Here is an 18,068-nt window from a genome sequence, read left to right on the forward strand (position 1 = left end):
GGGAAGTCCCCGCACCGGACGCACTCCGCCCCGAAGGCTCCTCGATGTCCCGCACCCCCCTGCCCGGCCTCGTCGCCTCCGCCGGTCCCGCAGCCGATCTCGGCCCGGCCAGTCTCGGTTCCGCCATTGCCGCCCTCGTCGCCGGCGCCCTGGCGATGGGGCTGTCGCCGGTCCTGGTGCGGTTCGTCAGCCCCGAGGTCGGCCCCTTCGCCAGCGCGTTCTGGCGCGTCGCCCTGGCGCTGCCGGCGCTCTACGGCTGGATGCGGTGGGAGGAGGCCCGGGCGCCGCATCTGCGCCGCGCCCTCGCGCCCTCGGTGCTCCTCGCCGGTCTCGTCTTCGCGGGCGACCTGCTGTTCTGGCACCTCGCCATCCTGGGGACCACGGTAGCCAACGCCACCTTCTTCGCCACCACGGCGCCGGTCTTCGTGGTGCTGTTCGCCTGGATCGGCCTGCGCCGCCGGCCCGCCGGGCGCACGCTTCTCGGCCTCCTCGTCTGCCTCGTCGGCGGCGCCACCCTGGTCGGGCAGTCGGTCCAGGTCGATCCGGCCCGCCTCGCCGGCGACCGGGACGGGGTCGTCACCGCGATCTTCTTCGCGCTCTACTTCCTGACCGTCGAGCGCGCCCGGGCGTTAGGCCTGGGCGCCGCCCGCGTCACCTTCGTGGCCTCCTGCATCACGGCCGTCGTGCTGCTCGGCGCCGTCGCATGGCTCGAGACCCGCCCGGTGCTGCCGCACTCGCTCAGCGCCGCCCTCGGCCTCCTGGGCCTCGCCCTCGTCAGCCATGCCGGCGGCCAGGGCCTGCTCGCGGTGGCGCTCGGGCGCCTGCCCGCCGGCTTCTCCTCCCTGGTGATCTTCCTGGAGGCCGTGGCCGCCGCGATCCTGGCCTGGATCCTCCTCGGCGAGGCCCTCGGCCCCCTCCAGGTGCTCGGCGGCGGCCTGATCCTGGCCGGCATCGCGGTCGCGCGGCCCCGGCGGTCCGCCCGGACAGCTTAGCTCTAACAGACTGGAACGAGACCGGCACGAAGCCGGCCCGAAGCGTGACCATACCGTTCAGAGGAGCCGCCCCGTGACCGATGCCTCAACCCCGGAGACCTCTTCCTCGGAGACCCGCGCCCTGCTGCTGCGCCTGCTCGATGCGGGCGTCACGGCCGCCCACCCGCGCGGCTGCCTGGTGCCGCACCTGCCTCCGGTGCCGGCCGGGCGGCTGGTGATCCTCGGTGCCGGCAAGGCCGGGGCCAGCATGGCGGCGCTCGCCGAGCGGCATTACCGGGCGCAAGGGGTCGATCCTGCCCGCATCGCCGGCCTCGCGGTGGCCCGCCACGGCTACGGCGAGCCGGCCGGGGTGATCGAGGTGGTGGAGGCCGGCCACCCGGTGCCGGACGAGGCCGGGATCGCGGCGACGCGACGCGCCCTCGATCTCGCGGCCTCCGCCGGCCCGGACGATCTCGTGCTGGTGCTCCTCTCCGGCGGCGGCTCGGCGAACTGGATCGCGCCGGCCGGCGCCCTGACGCTTCCCGAGAAGCAGGGCATCACCCGGGCGCTGCTGCGCTCGGGCGCCGCGATCGACGAGATCAACTGCGTGCGCAAGCACCTCTCGCGCATCAAGGGCGGGCGCCTGGCAGGGGCTGCCCGCCATGCCGGCCGGATCCTGACGCTCGCGATCTCCGACGTGCCGCGGGACGACCCGGCGGTGATCGCCTCGGGTCCGACGGTGCCGGACCCGACCACGCTGGCGGATGCCCGGGCGATCTGCGCCCGCCGGGGCATCCCGCTGCCGTCCTCCGCCGAGGCGCTGCTGAACGACCCCGCCAACGAGAGCCCGAAGCCCGGCGACCCGGCCTTCGCCCATAGCGAGTTCCGCATCATCGCCCGGCCGGTCGACGCCCTGAACGCCGCCGCCGCCGCCGCGCAGGCCGCCGGCTACGAGCCGGTTCTGCTCGGCGCCGACCTCGAGGGCGAGGCCCGCGAGGTGGCGGCCGCGCAGGCGGGCCTCGCCCGCGAGATGGCCGCCGCCGGACGAAAGGCCGCGCTGATCTCCGGCGGCGAACTGACCGTGACCATCCGGGGCGAGGGCCAGGGCGGGCCGAACCAGGAATACGCGCTCGCGCTCGCGCTCGCCCTCGACGGCGCCCCCGGCATCGCCGCCCTCTCGGCCGATACCGACGGCACCGATGGCGGCCGCGGCGAGGCCACCGACCCGGCCGGGGCGATGATCGACCCGACGACGCTGGCCCGTGCGGCGGCGGCGGGGCTCGACGCGCGGGCAAGCTTGGGAGAGAACGACTCGACACCGTTCTTCGACCGGCTCGGCGACCTCGTCCGGCCCGGGCCCACCCGCACCAACGTCAATGACCTCCGCATCATCCTGGTTGGCTGACTTCCTTCCCCTCCGCCGCGCCGCCCTGCTCCTGGCCCTGCCTCTCGCCCTCCTGGGCGCCGGGCCGGCGCGGGCGGACCTGCGGATGTGCAACATGACCGGCAGCCGCATCGGCATCGCCCTCGGCTACCGGGATTCCGGCGGCTGGGTGACGGAGGGCTGGTGGAACCTCTCGGCCAAGGGCTGCGAGACGCTGCTCAAGGGTGCGCTCGCCGCCCGCTACTACTACGTCTTCGCGGTCGATTACGACCGCGGCGGCGAGTGGAGCGGCCGCTCGCTGATGTGCACCCGCGACCGCGAATTCACCATCCGGGGCGTCGAGGACTGTTTGGCCCGCGGCTACGACCGCAACGGCTTCTTCGAGGTCGATACGGGGGAGCAGAAGAGCTGGACGATCCAGCTGACGGATCCGGGGCGGGCGGGGCCGTGAGGGGGGATGGACGGGGTCGGCTGAGGCGACCGGAAGCAGGTGCGGACCAATGGCTGGTCGCGTCTACCGCTCGGCCGGGCCGGACCGTGTCTCGCGCTCGTCGAGGCGCATCGCCCCATAGCCCATAGCGAGGACGATGAGTGGCGGCACGACGTGGCCGTAGACAGCCAAGATCATCCATTCGCGGGCCGGGCCCAGCAGGCGACGCCGCAACCGACGGCGAGCGGAGCGCCGTCAGCGGCGTGACGATGACGGCGACGATCTGGATGTCGGTCACGGCGTGAGCCCTTGAGAAGGGGGGGCCAGAAGGTGGAGGCCGACGCTCACCGGGACGAGACTTGAGATCGAGAAGATCAGGCCGCCCGCAACTTGCGCGCCGCCTCGGCCAGCACCTCGTTCATCCGCGTCTGCCAGCCCGGTCCGGTCGCCTTGAAGGTCTCAACCACGTCCGGGTCCAGGCGCAGGCTCACGAGCTGCTTGGGCCGCTCGGCTCTCGGCCGGCCGCCGCGGCTCGGCGGCGCCGCATAGACCTCGGGCGGCAAGACCTTGCGGGCGGGACGCAGCTGGGCCAGTTCCTCAGCCGTCGGAGGCGGGATCTCGCCATCAATGTCCCAATCCTCTTCGGAGGTCAGGAGAGAAGGCCGCTCAGGTTTCGACGTGCCGGTCATAGGCTTCCCTTTCCTGTTCGTCCGCGCGGCGAAGGCCGACGAGGGACAATGCCTCGCTGCCGAGAGGCGACACCACCGCGAGCGCGACGACGTCCCCGTTCCAGAGGCCGATGAGGAGGTCGCGGGTGCGGCGCGTGCGGCCTGGCCGGGCTGGCGGCACCAGCGCCGTGTCACGGTCGAAGCAGCGCTTGAAATCGGCGAAGTCGAAGCCGTGCTTCTCCCGGTTCCGCTGCCGCTTCGGTTTATCAAAACCGATCTTCATGGTTTTTGTATCTACAAAAATTGAACCATTCAAGAGCGGGTGCGAGACTGCGCGCCCGACCCTCCCCGATCACCCGCAACCGTCCCGGCGCCAAAACGCCAATTGACCCGGGCGCGCCGACCGGCTTTGCGTAGCGCGATTGGTCTCACCCCGGACGACACCCTCATGAAGCGCGCCCGCCGCACCAAGATCGTCGCGACCCTCGGCCCGGCCTCCGAGGATCCGGCGGTGATCGAGGCGCTGTTCGCGGCCGGCGCCGACGTGTTCCGCATCAACATGAGCCACCTGCCCCGCGAGCGGCTGAGCGAGCGGGTGGCGACGATCCGGGGCATCGAGCAGAAGCTGAAACGGCCGATCGCCGTGCTGGTCGACCTGCAGGGGCCGAAGCTCCGGGTCGGGCGCTTCGCCGACGACGCGGCGATGATCGAGAACGGCCAGAGCTTCGTCCTCGACGACGACCCGACGCCGGGCGACGCGACCCGGGTCCACCTGCCCCATCCCGAGATCCTTTCGGCGCTGGAGCCCGGCCACGCGGTGATCGTCGACGACGGCAAGCTGCGCCTCGTCGTGACCGAGGTCGGGCCCGGCCGGGCGGTGACCCGGGTGGTGACCGGCGGAAAGATCTCGAACCGCAAGGGCGTGTCCCTGCCCGACACCACGATCCCCGTCGCGGCGATGACCGAGAAGGACCGCCTCGACCTCGAGGCCGGCCTCGCCGCCGGTGCCGACTGGATCGCGGTGTCGTTCGTGCAGCGCCCGGAGGATGTCGCCGAGGTCAAGGCGGTGGCGCAGGGCAAGGCCCTGGTGATGGCCAAGATCGAGAAGCCGCAGGCGGTCGCCGCCCTCGACGCGATCATGGCGGTGGCCGACGGGCTGATGGTCGCCCGCGGCGACCTCGGGGTCGAGATGCCGCTGGAGCAGGTGCCGGGCGTGCAGAAGCGCATCACCCGCGGTGCGCGCCGCCTCGGCAAGCCGGTGGTGGTAGCCACGCAAATGCTCGAGTCGATGATCACCGCCCCGGTGCCGACCCGGGCCGAGGTCTCGGACGTGGCGACCGCGGTCTATGAGGGGGCGGACGCCGTGATGCTCTCGGCCGAGAGTGCGTCGGGCGCGTTCCCGGTCGAGGCGGTCTCGACCATGAACCGCATCGCCGAGCAGGTCGAGCGCGACGGGATCTATTGGTCGATCATCGCGGCGCAGCGCAACCAGCCCGAATCGACCGCCTCGGACGCCATCGCGGCGGCCGCCCACCAGATCGCCGACACGCTCGGGCTCAACGCGGTGATGGCCTGGACCGCCTCCGGCTCGACCGCCCTGCGGCTCGCCCGCGCCCGGCCCGACGCCACCGTGATCGCGCTGACCCCGAAGCGCGAGACCGCGCGACGCCTCGCCCTCGCCTGGGGTACCCACCCGATCGTCACCAACGACGCCAGCGACATCGACGACATGTCGTTCCGCGCCTGCAAGTTCGCGGTGCGCGAAGCCTTCGCCGGCATCGGCGACCGGGTGATCGTGGTGGCGGGCCTGCCCTTCGGCACGCCGGGCGCGACGAACCTCGTGCGCATCGCCACGGTGACGCCGGAGCATGCGGCGAAGGCGTGAGGTTCTGGTCGCGTTCGAGAGGATGACGGTGCCACGACGTCCAGGCGGATCGGCGATGCGCCCCGTCCTGTGCCGATCGCCGGATGACCGGGATCGACGTCGCGGGCGGCTCTCCTGCTGACACGAACCGCTCTTCGGTCATGCGTGCCGTTTCATGCCGAGACCGATTCCGGTCAGGATGGCGAGTGCCGAGAGGATCAGGAGCGGGTCCAGGCCTTCGCCGAGGATGACGGCCGAGAGACCGATTCCCAGGACGGGTGTGGCGAGGACGCCGAGTGACGCGGTGGTGGCCGGTACGCGACGGTTCACCACCGTCATCGCCCAGAAGCCGAGCGCCGTGCCGACCACGCCGTTATAGGCCAGGGCGACCAGGGCGGGCGCGGTGATCCGTGACGGTGGGCTTCCTTCGATGAGGAAGGCCGGAACCACGAGGACGAGGGTGGCGAGAAGGCATTGCCACGGCATGAGCTGGAGCGGCGTGGCCGTCCAGCGATGGGCGCGGGTGTAGACGATGCTGACCGACCAGCAGAGGGCGGCCAGGATCGCCAATCCGCTGCCGAGGAGAGCCGTCCGGTCGTTCCAGTCCGGGCTGCCCGGCCTGAACAGCAGCAGCAAGCCCGCCACGCCGATCCCGATGCCGATCGCTTGTCGCGCGGCGACGCGCTCGCCGAGCAGGAGACGAGCGCCGGGGGCGACCCAGAGCGGGGTGGTGTAGCCCAGCACGATGGCGCGGCTGGCCGGGACGAGGGTCAGGCCCGCCGTCATGAGCGCCGCGAAACCGACCATGTGACAGAGGGCGATCACGAGGAGAACCGGAATGTCGACGCGGGGTGGTCGTACGAGCTGGCGGCTCGCGGCCAGCGCCGGGAAGAGAACCACGGCAGCCATGCCGGTGCGGATGGCGACCGCCCAGAGCGGCGTCACCTCCCGCACCGCCAGCTTCATGATGACCCAGTTCAGGCTCCAGGCCACCACCACGAACGCGAACAGGCCGATGGTCGACGGAGCGGCGGAACGCTCGGCACGAAATACGGCGGGTGGTGCGGTCGTCACGACGGCCTCCGGTAGACTGACCTGTCTACCTTGGCACGCGTAGGACGACCTGTCTACATCGGGACGATGTGTGACTCGCCCTGCCCGGCCCCCGCACGCCCCTCCGCGCGTGACCGCATCCTGCACACCGCGCAGGCGCTGTTCTATCAGCACGGCATCCGCGGGACGGGCATCGACCGCATCATCGCCGAGGCGGGCGTGACGAAGGTGACCTTCTACCGGCACTTCCCGTCGAAGGACGATCTGATCCGCGCCTCTCTCGAGCAACGACACACGACCTGGACGGCGTGGTTCCGGGACGCCTTGCACAGCTCACGCGCCGCTCAGACCGAGGAGGAGCGCCGGACGGCCCCCTTGGCGCCCGTCCTCGACGCGGCGCGGGCCTGGTTCGCCAGCGCCGACTTTCGAGGCTGTGCCTTCGCCAACACGATCGCGGAGGCGGGGCCGGCCCTGTCCGGGATCACCGGCATCGCGGCGCGGCACAAGCAGGAGGTCTGTGAGGCGATTGCGGCGCTTCTGCCGGCGGCCGACGCCGCGCCCGCCATCGCGTGGGCCGCCACCGTCGCCCTCGATGGAGCGGCCGTCAACGCTCAGCTGAGCCCGCCCTCCGCCGATGCCGCTCTGGCCGGATTGGGCGACCTCCTGAGGGCGCTTGAACGATAGAGGCCTGCCGGTCCTCCGCGCAGGTCACGCCGACATCTCGGCCCCCGATCCCGCCGGCCGTCCGACGATCGAACCGACCGGGCCCGGAGCCCCCTACTCCACCCCCGCCCGCTCCCGCGCCGCCAGCGCCTCGATCTCCGCCACCACCGTGTCGGCGGCGACGTATTGGAGCATGTGGCCGACGCCCGGCAGCACCACGAGCTTCGCCCCCGGCACCTCGCGGGCGAGCGCCGCGGCGTGCACGTCGGTCTTCACCACCGGGTCGATGTCGCCGGCGACGATCACGGTCGGCGCGGTGATCGTGGGGTAGCGCGGGCTCTGGCGCTCGAGGAAGGCGTAGAGCCCGTCGAGATCGCGCAGGTTCGCCGCGAAGGTCGAGGGGCGCAAGACCAGCGGCACCCGGGCGCCGTCGAGATAACCCTCGGGCAGGCCTTGCGGGCGGAAGACCACGTCGGCGAAGCGGTCGAGATAGACGAAGCCCAGCGGCGCCGCGACCGTGTAGGTGGCGAGCGTGAGCAGCATCCGCCCGGGCAGCGAGCGGTACCAGGCGGCGTAGCCCCCGACCGATCCGCCCGGCCAGGGATGGCTGACGGGGGCGAGGAGCGCCAGGCCGGCGACGCGCTCGGGGTGGTCGAGGGCGAGTGCCGTGGCGAGCGCGCCGGACCAGGAATGGCCGACGATCAGCGCCGGGCCGACCTTGAGGGCAGCTAGCGCCTCGCTGATCAGCCGCGCCTGCACCGCCGGCGAGGCGGCGTCCGGGGCGATGCGGTCGCTGTAGCCGAAGCCGGGCCGGTCGAAGGAGAGCACCCGGAAGCCGTCGCCGGCGAGCCGCCGGCCGATCGCCTGCATCGGGTCCATGGCGTTGGCCGAGGCCCCGTGAAGCAGCACGACGGTGCCGCGGCTGGGCGCCCCCTCGCCGGGTCCGGCCTCCAGCACCGCGAGGTGCCCGCCCTCCACCGCCACACGCCGGCCCGCCGGGGGATAGCGCGCCTCGACCACCATCGTGATGATCCATGTCGCGACGAGGCCTGCGGCGGCGAGCGCCAGCACGAATCCGGCCAGGAGGCCGGCGATCAGGGTCAGCACGCGGGAGATCCGTCTTGCGAGCCGGCGCAACGGCCGGCCGGTCACAGGTCGCGGCCGTCGACGTCGGGGGCGAGGCGCTCGATCGCCTCGTGCACCTTGCCCATGCGGGGATAGATCGCCTCGGCGCGGCGGAAGGCGGCGAGCGCCCGGCTCTTGTCGTCGCTCGCCATGTAGATATGGGCGAGCGCCGCCCAGGCCTCGAAGTGGCGCGGCTCGAGGGTCAGGGTCTTGTGCAGGTCGGCGAGCGCGCTCGCCTGGTCCTCGAGCAGGAAGAAGGCGGTGGCGCGCCGGCTCCAGCCCTCGGCCCAGCCCGGCTCCAGCACGGTCACCCGGTCGAGGAGCTCGATGGCGAGCGGGTAATCCTTGGCCTGCATCGCCTCCGCGGCGCGGCTCGCCAAGAGGTCGACGGTGTCGCTGCCGGAGCGGTCGAGGCGGCGCTCGATCAGCTGGGCGACGCCGCGGGCCTCGGCATCGTCCTTGGCCGCCTTCAGCCGGGCGAACAGGTCGTCGAGGGTGACGGGCGCCCGGGGAGCTTCCTTGGGCGCCTCCTTCGGCGCTGCGACCACTGGAGCGATCGCCGAAACGACGAAAGCCGGCGCTCCGAGGAGGCCGGCCATCATGCAGATCGGAAGAGAGAGACGGCGCATGCCGGCACTGTCCGGCGCCGGCGCGGTCCCGTCAACGCGATGGCTTGCCGCGGTTCGGGCGGGCAAGCCCCGCGCCCTTTAGCCCTGGCGGGCCTTGTAGCGCTTCTGGGTCTTGTTGATGACGTAGACCCGGCCCTTGCGGCGCACGAGCTGGTTGTCACGGTGCCGGCCGCGAAGCGACTTCAGCGAGTTGCGGATCTTCATCGGTCTGGTCTCACGTCGGTGCGCCGGAACGCCCGGGCGCGGATGGGGAAACGGGCTCGCGGCGAACGCCGACAAGACGAACGCCGACGCCGGGCGATGCGGAGCACCGCCCGTGCGGAGGCGCGTGACTTACCCGGCGGGGGCCCGCAAAGTCAACCGGACCGGGGCGAAAAGGTCGCGGCGTCAGGGTCTGGCGAAGGGCGCGTCCGCGGTCGCGGCCGGCGAGCCGGGGCTGAGCGGCTCGTCGTCGCCGATCACGCTGGTGGTGCCGCCGGGCGGTCCGTCGAAGCCGACGACGCCCATCGGGTTGCTCGGGGTGACGTTCGGGTTCGGCCGCACCTTCCGGACGCTGCCGGTGACCGGGGGGTCGATCGGGGTCGTCGCGCGGGGGCTGACGGTGATGTCGAGGGCCTCCTGGGCCGAGGCCGGGCCGGCGAGGGCGAGGCCGAGGAGGCCGATGACGGCGAGCATCGTCTTCATGGTGGCGTGTCTCCGTTGCGGCGGGGCCGCGTGCTGCGGGGTCAACCCGCCGGGGACGGGCCCGGGTCCCCGACCGCGAAGCATGCCTGCGGCGCGGCGAGGCATGCCCCCGGCGCGGCAACGTGTGCCGCTCTTCCCGCGTTGACCGGTCTCGCCCCGAGCCTAGCTTGTCGGGAACGGGCGCTTCGCCCGCTCGGGAGAGGCGTGATGGCGGGGACCTCGGTCGCAGTGGTCGGCGGCGGGTTGGGCGGTCTGGCGGCGGCCTGCGTGGCCGCGTCCCGGGGGCACGACGTCACCCTCTACGACAAGAATGCCTGGATCGGCGGCAAGGCCGCGGTGCTGCACGAGGGCGGCTTCCGGTTCGACATGGGGCCGACCATCCTGACGGTCCCCCGCGTCCTGGAGCGCATCTTCGCCGAATCCGGCCGCTCGGTGCACGACTACATGGACCTGCGCCGCCTCGACCCGCAATGGCGCTGCTTCTTCGACGACGGCAGCCGCATCGACCTGATGGAGAACGTCGCCACGATGGCGGCCGAGATGGACCGCTTCGCCCCCGGCCAGGGTGCCGGCGAGGGCTACCGGCGCTTCCTCGCCCTCTCCGAGCACCTGCACGGCGTCTCGGAAAAGTTCTTCTTCTGGAAGCCGGTGCAGGACCTGTTCGACACGATCGACATCCGCGCCAACCTCAATCCCGGCACCCTGCGCGACGTGCTCTCCCTGCGCATGCACGCCTCGGTCGCCGGCACCATCCGGGGCAAGGTGCGCGATGCGCGCCTCGCCCAGATGCTCGACCACTTCGTGCAATATGTCGGCTCCTCGCCCTACGGCGCGCCGGCGGTGCTCTGCGCCATCGCCCACATGCAGACCGCCGACGGGGTCTGGTACCCGATGGGCGGCACGCGGGCGGTGGCCGAGGGGCTGATGAAGCTCGCCGGCGACCTCGGCGCCACCCTCAAGGCCGACAGCGAGGTCGAGGGCGTCGCGATCGAGAACGGCGCGGTGAAGGGCGTGCGGGTCGGGGGGGCGGTCGTGCCCTACGATCGTGTCATCTCCAACATGGACGCGGTCCGCACCTACCGGGAGCTCGTCGGCGGCGAGGTCGGCCGGACCTACGAGAAGCGCAACTTCGAGCCGGCCTGCTCGGGGGTGGTGCTGTATCTCGGCCTCAACAAGCGCTACGACCATCTCGCCCACCACGACTTCGTGTTCTCGCGCGACCCCGAGGAGGAGTTCGACGCGATCTACCGCAAGGGCGAGCCGGCGCCGGACCCGACCGCCTACCTGGCCGCGCCGAGCAGCACCGACCCGTCGGTGGCGCCGGAGGGCGGCGAGGCGCTCTACGTGCTGGTCCACACGCCGTATCTGCGCCCGCACCACGACTGGTCGCAGATGCTGCCGGCCTACCGCCAAAAAATCCTCGACAAGCTGAAGCGCACCGCCGGGATGCCCGACATCGAGGAGCGCATCGTGGTCGAGCGCCACCTGACCCCGGCCGACATCCATTCGCGTTACAAGGTGCTGAACGGCGCGATCTATGGGCTGGCGTCGCACGGCCGGATCATGGGGGCGTTCAAGCCCGGCAACCGCTCGCGGGAGGTGCGCGGCCTCTACCTCGCCGGCGGCGCCGCGCATCCGGGGCCCGGCATGCCGATGGTGATGATGTCGGGCTGGATCGCCGCCGACGCCCTCGACCGGGACGCCAGCGGCACCGCCGAGGACCTGAAGGCGGCCTCGTGAGCGGGCGACCAAGCCCTCCCGGACGGGCGAGCCCCTCCGGGCGGGCCGGCTCCCCGGCGCGGGACCTGCCCCCGGATCCGGTCGCGGCCCGCTCCCCCGCCATCTGGCGCTTCATGGGCGTGTACTTCGCCCGCTACGTGAGGCGCCACCTCAATGCGCTCCGGCTGGCGAAGTGGGGCCAGCCTCCGTCGGCGCCCGCCGCCGGCCCGGTGGTGATCTACTGCAACCATCCGGCCTGGTGGGACGCCGCGGTCATCATCCTGCTCGCACAGCGCTTCTTCCCCGCCGCCGAGAGCTACGCGCCGTTCGACGCCGCGATGCTCGCCCGCTACCGCATCTTCGCCCGGATGGGCGCCTTCGGGGTCGATCTCGACAGCCCCCGGGGCGCCGCCTCCTTCATGGCCGCGTCCCGAAAGATCCTGGAGCGGCCGGGGCGGGTGATGTGGATCACCGCGCAGGGGCGCTTCAGCGACGTGCGCGAGCGGCCGCTGGCCTTGCGCCCCGGCGTCGCGCGGCTCGCCGAACTGGCGCCCGATGCCCTGTTCGTGCCGCTCGCCCTGGATTACGCCTTCTGGGACGAGCGCGGCGCGGAAGCCTGCGCCGCCTTCGGACCGGGGATTCCCGCCCGCGACCTCCTCGCCCTGCCCCGCCCGGACCGCCTCGCCCGCCTGGAGGCCGACCTGACCGCCACCCTCGATCGCCTCGGCGCCGACGTGCGGAGCCGCGACCCCGCCCGCTTCGCCTCCCTGCTGGACGGCCGGCGCGGCGTCGGCGGCGTCTACGACGCCTGGCACCGGCTGGTCGCGGCCCTCACCGGGCGCCGCTTCGTCGCCGGCCACCGCGAGGGGCGGGCGCCGTGACCGTCCTGGCTGCCCTCGCCCTCGCCCTCGCGCTGCTGCCGGCGGCCCTGGCCCTCGCCAACCTGGGGGCCCTGCGGCGGCGGGCGACCGGAGCGCCGGCGCCGGACGGCCTGGTCTCGATCCTGATCCCGGCCCGCAACGAGGCCGCCAACATCCGTCCGACCCTGGCGGCGGCGCTCGCCAGCACCGGAATCCCGATCGAGGTGATCGTCGCCGACGACCACTCGACCGACGGGACGGCGGCGATCGTCGCCGAGTTCGCCGCCCACGACCCGCGTCTGCGCCTGATCGCAGTGCCGCCCCTGCCCGCAGGGTGGACCGGCAAGAACCACGCCTGCCACGTCCTCGGGGAGGTCGCGACCGGGCGCCACCTGCTCTTCATCGACGCCGACGTGCGCCTCGCTCCCCATGGTGCCGTGTCCCTGGCCGCCGCCGCCGCGGCGGCCGGCGCGGCCCTCGTCAGCGGCGTGCCGCGGCAGGTCACCGGGACGTGGGGCGAGCGCCTGACCGTCCCGATGATCAACTTCCTGCTCCTCGGCTACCTGCCGATCCCGCTGATGCGCCGCCTCCAGGATCCCGCCCTCGGGGCGGCCTGCGGCCAGCTGGTGATGGTGGAGGCGGAGAGCTACCGCCGGATCGGCGGCCACGGGGCGATCCGCGGAAGCCTGCATGACGGCGTGCGGCTGCCCCGGGTCTTCCGCCGCGCCGGCCTCACGACCGACCTCGTGGCGGCTTCCAGCCTCGCGACCTGCCGGATGTACACGGATTTTTCCCAGGCCTGGGCCGGCTTCTCGAAGAACGCGCACGAGGGTCTGGCGACGCCCCGCGCCCTGCCGGTCTGGACGCTCCTGCTCGGCGGCGGCCACGTCCTGCCCCTGCTCCTCGTGATCGCCGCCCTGCTGGGCGCCGGCCCGCTGCCGCTTGCCGGGGCAGCCCTCGCCCTCTCCCTCGGCACAAGGGCGGCGATCACGCTCGCCACGAGCGAGGACCCCTGGACGATTCCCCTCCATCCCCTCACCGTGGCGCTGGCGCTGGCCTTGCAATGGAACGCGCTCCTGCGCCCGCGCCGGGCCGGGGTCGCCACTTGGAAGGGGCGTACCTACCCGGCGGCTCAGTGAGTGGGCCCGGCCGGGGAGTTCGAGAGGGAGACAGCATGACCGAGATCCGCGACCTCGACGGCACAGCGACGCTTGCAGCCTATCGCGACCGCACCCTCTCGCCGCGGGAGGTGGTGGCGGATGCCCTCGCGCGGATCGACCGGTTCGGCCCGGATCTCGACGCCTTCGTGCTGGTCGACCATGCCGGCGCGCTTGAAGCGGCAGCGGCCTCCGAGGCCCGCTGGGCTTCCGGACAACCCCTCGGCCCCCTCGACGGCGTGACCTTCACGATCAAGGACAACATCGCCTGGGCCGGCCACCCGATGCGCCGCGGCTCGCTCACCACCTCCGACACGCCCGCCACCGAGAACGCCCCCATCGTCGACCGGCTCCTGGAGGCCGGCGCGATTCCCCTCGCCAAGACCACGATGCCGGAATTCGGCTGGAAGGGCCTCGGCGATTCGAGCCACACGGGCTCGACCCGCAACCCCTGGGACACGCGGACGACGACCGGCGGCTCCTCGGCCGGGGCCGCGGCGGCGGCGGCGCTCAATCTCGGCCTGCTGCATATCGGCACCGACGGGGCGGGCTCGATCCGCATCCCGGCCGCCTTCTGCGGGGTCTTCGGGCTCAAACCCAGCTTCGGCCGGGTCCCGGCCTTTCCGCCCTCGCCCTTCGGGCCGGTGGCGCATCTCGGGCCGATGACCCGGGGCGTGCGCGATGCCGCGCTGATGATGCAGGCCATCGCCCGGCCCGATCCCCGCGACATGGCGGCCTCCCTCACCGAGCCGCCGGACTATCTCGCCGGGCTGGAGGGCGGCGTGCGGGGCCTGCGCGTCGCCTGGAGCCCGCGTCTCGGCTTCGCCACGACCATCGACCCCGAGGTGGCGCGCCTGACCGAGGCGGCGGCCCAGCGCTTCGCCGATCTCGGCGCGATCGTGGAGGAGGCTGATCCGGGTTTCCCCGACCCAATCGAGACCCTGAACGGGATCTGGCTCGTCGGCGCCTGGTGCGTGCTGCGGGGAATCCCGGAGGACAGGCGCGGCCTCGTCGAGCCGTCCTTAAGGGCGGCGGCCGAGCGCGGGCGGGAGATCACGGCGCCGGATTTCGTCGCCGCCCTCAACGCCCGCGGCGCGCTGTTCACCGCCATGGCGCGGTTCCACTGCCGCTACGATCTGCTCCTCACCCCTTCCCTCGCCACCCCCGCCTTCGCGGCCGGCCATCTGACGCCGCCGGACGGGCGCTTCGGCGACGACTGGCTGAGCTGGACCCCGTTCTCCTACCCCTTCAACCTCACCGGCCAGCCGGCCGCGACCGTGCCCTGCGGACTGACGGAGGCCGGCCTGCCGGTCGGCCTGCAGATCGTCGGACCGATGGGGGCTGATGCGCGGGTGCTCGCGGCGTCGCGCGCCTTCGAGGCGGCTCAGCCCTGGCCGGTCCTGGCGGAGCCGCATGTGACGCATCGGGGATGAGGGTGACCGCGCCGGCCGCGGCCCGTCAAGCGGTGCGGCCGAAGCAGATTTCGCAGAAGCGGTTGCCGGTTTTGCGACACGAGTCTGCGACGAAACAATAGCTCCAATACCGCCGCGCCTTCGAACGGGTCCGTTCGAAGGCGCTGGCTAAGCCCGAACGGGCGTCGGCGCTGATGCGCCGGACGCCTTGGCATCGACGTGTCGATGCCAAGGCGCGAGGGTATAAGCGGACGAAGCGCTGGCAGGCCAACGTTTCGTCCGCTTCGCGGTGGAGCGCCGGGTCGTCCGCCGCCCAGCGCTGCCTTCCGGCAGCACCAGCGTGGGACGCGGGCGCCCCTTTCGTCAGGCACGTCCCGCCGGGCGGCCAGCCTGTGCAAGAAGAGCCGGTCGGTTGCCGCGCGCTCGGCCGTCTCGCGGGGCAGGCGGGCGGGACGGCCGAGCGCCTCCTCCCGAGCCGAAGCGGTCCCGGCCCGTCTCTCGCCCGGGAGCGGCGCTCACCGCAGGCCTCCCGCGCTCGGCATCGGCGCCAAGACGACGCCGTTCCGGCTCAGGCCGGGTTTCGGCTCAGGCAAGACTCCGGCTCAGGCAAGACTCCGGCTCAGGCAAGTGCGCATCATGCCGTCGACGACGTCGCGGCAGCGAACCCGCCCTCCCCGCCGGGTCCCGCTGAGACACGCCGACCGCCGGCCTCTCACGAAGCCGCGATTGAGCGGCATCCGGCCCGCAAGCCCCGAACCGCCCACCTCCACCGGCGTTGTTCGACCCTAAAGTAAACCTTCCTTCACGATCAGGAGATGGTGCCATGAGGCATCTCGTTCTCGCATCGGCGCTCGCCGCCGGCGCCCTCGCCCTGTCGACGGCCGGGGCCGACGCTCGCGGCTTCGGCGGTGGCGGCTTCCGGGGCGGTGGTTTCGGCGGTGGCGGCTTCCATGGCGGTGGCTTCCATGGCGGTGGCTTCCATGGCGGCGGCTTCCATGGCGGCGGCCTCGGCGGGGCTGGTTTCCGGGGCGGCGGTTTCGGTGGCGGCTTCCGCGGGGCCGGCCTCGGCGCGGGCTATCGCGGCGTCGGCTTCGGGGGTGGGTACCGGGGCGGCCTCGGCGGGTATCGCGGCGTCGGGTTCGGCGGCTACCGGGGCGGCTACGGGGGTTATCGCGGCTACGGCTATCGTGGTGGCTACGGGCGCGGCCTCGGCTACGGCCTCGCCGGGGTCGGCCTCGGTCTGGGCCTCGGCTACGGCCTCTCCACCGTCGGCTACTATGGCGGATACGGTGGCTATTATGGCGGCTGCGGCCCCTACGCCTATTACGATGACGTCTACGGCACCTGCGTCTCCTACGGCTACGGCTACTGACGCGCGCCGCGGCGTGTTCGCCGCATGAGACGGGGCCGGGCGCTTGCGCCCGGTCCACGGTCAAACCACACGGAGGGGCGCCACGGTCGAGTCATCCAGCCGGAAGGCCGCAATCCGGGAGACAAGGCCGGATCCCGGCACGCTGGAAACCGGCGAGAACCTGTGCCCGCGCTGCGCCGGACAGGGCCGGCTCCAGGGCGAGCCCTGCCCGGATTGCGCCGGGCACCGTCACGGCGACCGAGCCGGTCGCGGGGCCTGAGCGCAAGGCGACCGGCGCTCCGGATCGCGTCTGTCAGGGCGCCAGGATGATTTCCGCCAGCGCCACGGCCTTGGCCAGGGCGGCCTCGGTCTTCGGCGTCGGCGGGGCCGGCACCTGGGCTTCACGACGCAGCGCCTCCAGCACCGCCTCCCGCGCCTGCGGATCGCGCTCCGCCCGCTCGCGCAGGAGGGCGGCCACGATCAGCTCCAGGGCGCCCAGGCGCGCCTCGATGTCGTCCTCGAAGGTGAGCGGCGCGCTCATCGGCGATTCCCCCGCTGGCTCACGGCCTCACTCCTGCAACTCCGCGATCCGCGCTCCGAGGAGCCGGATCTTGCACGACGAGGCGAGCTGCCCTGCCGCCGAGCCGCCATGGTAGTCGAAGTCGTAGAGACTGTCGCAGTGGCGCCGGAAATACTCCTCCCAGGCCGCTTGCGCCGCCAGGAAGGCCTTGCGCCAGTTCTCCGCATCCTCGCGCCCGGCCAGGCTGCCGGGGCTCGGAGTCCGGGTGGCGACCGCCGCGATGGCGGCGAGCTTGCGCTCCACCAGCGCCCCGAGGCGCTCCCGCAGCGCCTTGGCGGCATCGTCCAGGCACGCCCCCTTCCGGTATTCCGGCAGTGCCTTACCGGTGCAGGCCCTGAGCGCCGCCGCCGCGGAGACGGGCTTGTCCCGGGGAGCGGCCGCCCGGGCCGGGGCGGAGGCCGACAGGACGGCCATGATGAGGACGAGGCCCGTCGCGCACGATCCGCGCCTCATCCGGGCCAATGCCCCAGCCAGTCGCGGCCGGCCAGCGCGACGCCGACCGTCGCGATGGCCGCTCCCGTCAGGAGCAGCAGCATCGTCTCGCGCGACGGCAGGCGGCGCCCGCGCGCGTGCCGCCAGGGATTGGCCAGCGCCATCCTACTCGGCCGCGGCTTTGCGCGCGCGGCGCCGCGGAGCGGGCTTCTCCGCCGGGACCTCCGCCGCGCGAGCCGGTTCCGCGGGTGCGGGCTCCGCCGCGGCGGCCTGGGCGGCCGCAGCGGCATCGCGCCGGCGCTGCCCGAGGCCGAGGCTCTTGGCCAGCGCCGAGCGCTGGGCGGCGTAGCTCGCCGCGACCATCGGGTAATCGTGCGGCAGGCCGAACTTCTGGCGGTACTCGGCGGGGGTCAGGCCCTGCGAAGTGAGATGGCGCTTCAGCGAACGGTACGGCTTGCCGTCGATGAAGCTGATCAGGTGGTCGGGCGTGACCGACTTGCGGATCTGCGCCGGGGTCGCCCGGGTCTCCTCGACCGCCGGCGCCGCCGGCTGGCCGAGCGCCGTCAGCGACGCGTGCACCGACGCGATCAATCCCGGCAGCTCGGCGACCTGAAGATTGTTGTTCGCGACATAGGACGAGACGATGTCGGCCGCGAGGCCGACGAACTCAGACTGCTGCTCCAGGTTGACGTCCGACACGAGGTTCCATCCCGATCTGAGCAACCCGGTACGTTCCGAGTCGTCCAGGCATATCGGGCGCGATGCGCCTTCATCAAGTGAAACCACGTCATCTTGAAGGAAAACCTGTGTATCGCAGCCGGGCTCTGGGTTCTCCTCACCGGTCTTCGCCCGGCCGTCGGCGGTCGCGTCGTTGGTCACGCGCCGCACGCTCGGCCTGTTGCACCGCCCCCGCCGCCGCCTCAGCCTTCGCGACCGGACAGCGAGACCGGCACGGCCGGGCGCCGGTCCGCCGAAACCTTCCGGGGACCGGGGCCGTACCGGATTGATCCGGCGCGCGGCCGACGCCCAGGCCTCCGCATCGGCGGCGTCCTGCACTCACCCCGCAGGAAGGCCTTGACCGGTTCG

The 18,068-nt window shown here is 72.8% G+C and carries 21 protein-coding genes; 10 read left to right on the plus strand and 11 right to left on the minus strand.

Going from position 1 to position 18,068, the window contains the following annotated elements:
* Positions 1 to 44 precede the first annotated feature (44 nt).
* From DA075_RS07700 to DA075_RS07710, 3 genes are all read left to right on the plus strand, one after another.
* Positions 45 to 992, plus strand: a complete 948-nt coding sequence (locus tag DA075_RS07700; RefSeq protein WP_099952701.1) for a DMT family transporter — start codon at positions 45 to 47, stop codon at positions 990 to 992.
* 73 nt (positions 993 to 1,065) lie between these two features.
* On the plus strand, positions 1,066 to 2,376 hold the full coding sequence (locus DA075_RS07705) for a glycerate kinase type-2 family protein (RefSeq protein ID WP_099952702.1): 1,311 nt from the start codon (positions 1,066 to 1,068) through the stop codon (positions 2,374 to 2,376).
* Entirely contained in the window at positions 2,348 to 2,806 is a 459-nt protein-coding gene (locus tag DA075_RS07710; RefSeq protein WP_164712243.1) for a DUF1036 domain-containing protein, read from the plus strand. The genes DA075_RS07705 and DA075_RS07710 overlap by 29 nt, the downstream gene beginning before the upstream one ends.
* A gap of 353 nt (positions 2,807 to 3,159) precedes the next feature.
* Here DA075_RS07710 and DA075_RS07715 read toward each other — a convergent pair whose 3' ends face one another.
* Together DA075_RS07715 and DA075_RS07720 are read right to left on the minus strand one after the other, a co-directional pair.
* Positions 3,160 to 3,474: a BrnA antitoxin family protein gene (locus DA075_RS07715; protein WP_099952703.1), complete on the minus strand. Its 315-nt coding sequence runs from the start codon at positions 3,472 to 3,474 to the stop codon at positions 3,160 to 3,162.
* Positions 3,452 to 3,736: a BrnT family toxin gene (locus DA075_RS07720; RefSeq protein ID WP_099952704.1), complete on the minus strand. Its 285-nt coding sequence runs from the start codon at positions 3,734 to 3,736 to the stop codon at positions 3,452 to 3,454. The genes DA075_RS07715 and DA075_RS07720 overlap by 23 nt, the downstream gene beginning before the upstream one ends.
* Before the next feature lie 165 nt (positions 3,737 to 3,901).
* On the opposite strand from DA075_RS07720, the gene pyk reads away from it, so the two are divergent.
* On the plus strand, positions 3,902 to 5,338 hold the full coding sequence (gene pyk, locus DA075_RS07725; RefSeq protein ID WP_099952705.1) for a pyruvate kinase: 1,437 nt from the start codon (positions 3,902 to 3,904) through the stop codon (positions 5,336 to 5,338).
* A 138-nt stretch (positions 5,339 to 5,476) separates the two neighbouring features.
* Here the strand turns inward: pyk and DA075_RS07730 are convergent, their stop codons facing one another.
* Entirely contained in the window at positions 5,477 to 6,391 is a 915-nt protein-coding gene (locus DA075_RS07730) for a DMT family transporter (protein WP_099952706.1), read from the minus strand.
* Positions 6,392 to 6,457: 66 nt separating this feature from the next.
* Between DA075_RS07730 and DA075_RS07735 the strand changes: the two genes are divergently transcribed.
* Positions 6,458 to 7,054 (plus strand): TetR/AcrR family transcriptional regulator, encoded by a 597-nt coding sequence (locus DA075_RS07735; RefSeq protein WP_099952707.1) that lies wholly within the window; start codon positions 6,458 to 6,460, stop codon positions 7,052 to 7,054.
* A 93-nt stretch (positions 7,055 to 7,147) separates the two neighbouring features.
* On the opposite strand, the gene DA075_RS07740 is transcribed toward DA075_RS07735, so the two are convergent.
* From DA075_RS07740 to DA075_RS07755, 4 genes are all read right to left on the minus strand, one after another.
* A complete protein-coding gene (locus DA075_RS07740; protein ID WP_420813152.1) occupies positions 7,148 to 8,149 on the minus strand; it encodes an alpha/beta fold hydrolase in 1,002 nt (333 codons plus the stop codon).
* Between the two features lie 32 nt (positions 8,150 to 8,181).
* A complete protein-coding gene (locus tag DA075_RS07745; RefSeq protein ID WP_099952709.1) occupies positions 8,182 to 8,787 on the minus strand; it encodes a tetratricopeptide repeat protein in 606 nt (201 codons plus the stop codon).
* A 78-nt stretch (positions 8,788 to 8,865) separates the two neighbouring features.
* Positions 8,866 to 8,991, minus strand: a complete 126-nt coding sequence (gene ykgO / locus DA075_RS07750) for a type B 50S ribosomal protein L36 (RefSeq protein WP_012334921.1) — start codon at positions 8,989 to 8,991, stop codon at positions 8,866 to 8,868.
* 183 nt (positions 8,992 to 9,174) lie between these two features.
* Complete coding sequence (locus DA075_RS07755) at positions 9,175 to 9,471, minus strand: hypothetical protein (RefSeq protein WP_099952710.1); 297 nt, start codon at positions 9,469 to 9,471, stop codon at positions 9,175 to 9,177.
* A 207-nt stretch (positions 9,472 to 9,678) separates the two neighbouring features.
* On the opposite strand from DA075_RS07755, the gene DA075_RS07760 reads away from it, so the two are divergent.
* The 5 genes from DA075_RS07760 (at position 9,679) to DA075_RS07780 (ending at position 15,991) form a co-directional block, all read left to right on the plus strand.
* Entirely contained in the window at positions 9,679 to 11,211 is a 1,533-nt protein-coding gene (locus DA075_RS07760; protein WP_414468054.1) for a phytoene desaturase family protein, read from the plus strand.
* A 113-nt stretch (positions 11,212 to 11,324) separates the two neighbouring features.
* The gene (locus DA075_RS07765; RefSeq protein ID WP_099952712.1) at positions 11,325 to 12,071 is read left to right on the plus strand and encodes a lysophospholipid acyltransferase family protein; all 747 of its coding nucleotides are present in this window, start codon (positions 11,325 to 11,327) and stop codon (positions 12,069 to 12,071) included.
* Complete coding sequence (locus DA075_RS07770; RefSeq protein WP_099952713.1) at positions 12,068 to 13,189, plus strand: glycosyltransferase family 2 protein; 1,122 nt, start codon at positions 12,068 to 12,070, stop codon at positions 13,187 to 13,189. The genes DA075_RS07765 and DA075_RS07770 overlap by 4 nt, the downstream gene beginning before the upstream one ends.
* Before the next feature lie 35 nt (positions 13,190 to 13,224).
* Positions 13,225 to 14,640 carry an amidase gene (locus tag DA075_RS07775; RefSeq protein WP_099952714.1) on the plus strand — a complete coding sequence of 472 codons (1,416 nt, stop codon included), beginning with the start codon at positions 13,225 to 13,227 and terminating at the stop codon, positions 14,638 to 14,640.
* A gap of 802 nt (positions 14,641 to 15,442) precedes the next feature.
* On the plus strand, positions 15,443 to 15,991 hold the full coding sequence (locus DA075_RS07780) for a hypothetical protein (RefSeq protein WP_174800071.1): 549 nt from the start codon (positions 15,443 to 15,445) through the stop codon (positions 15,989 to 15,991).
* A gap of 292 nt (positions 15,992 to 16,283) precedes the next feature.
* Here the strand turns inward: DA075_RS07780 and DA075_RS07785 are convergent, their stop codons facing one another.
* The 4 genes from DA075_RS07785 to DA075_RS07795 are packed head-to-tail and all read right to left on the minus strand — an operon-like array spanning position 16,284 to position 17,681.
* Positions 16,284 to 16,511, minus strand: a complete 228-nt coding sequence (locus tag DA075_RS07785; protein ID WP_099952715.1) for a hypothetical protein — start codon at positions 16,509 to 16,511, stop codon at positions 16,284 to 16,286.
* A 27-nt stretch (positions 16,512 to 16,538) separates the two neighbouring features.
* A complete protein-coding gene (locus DA075_RS07790; protein ID WP_244936532.1) occupies positions 16,539 to 17,003 on the minus strand; it encodes a lysozyme inhibitor LprI family protein in 465 nt (154 codons plus the stop codon).
* Positions 17,000 to 17,146, minus strand: coding sequence for a hypothetical protein (locus DA075_RS36480; protein ID WP_164712244.1), 147 nt, complete (start codon positions 17,144 to 17,146; stop codon positions 17,000 to 17,002). Before DA075_RS36480 ends, DA075_RS07790 begins: the two co-directional genes overlap by 4 nt.
* 1 nt (position 17,147) lies before the next feature.
* On the minus strand, positions 17,148 to 17,681 hold the full coding sequence (locus tag DA075_RS07795) for a Ros/MucR family transcriptional regulator (protein ID WP_099952717.1): 534 nt from the start codon (positions 17,679 to 17,681) through the stop codon (positions 17,148 to 17,150).
* Between the last annotated feature and the right edge of the window lie 387 nt (positions 17,682 to 18,068).

This window comes from Methylobacterium currus (genome assembly GCF_003058325.1).
In the GTDB taxonomy this organism is placed as follows: Bacteria; Pseudomonadota; Alphaproteobacteria; order Rhizobiales; family Beijerinckiaceae; genus Methylobacterium; species Methylobacterium currus.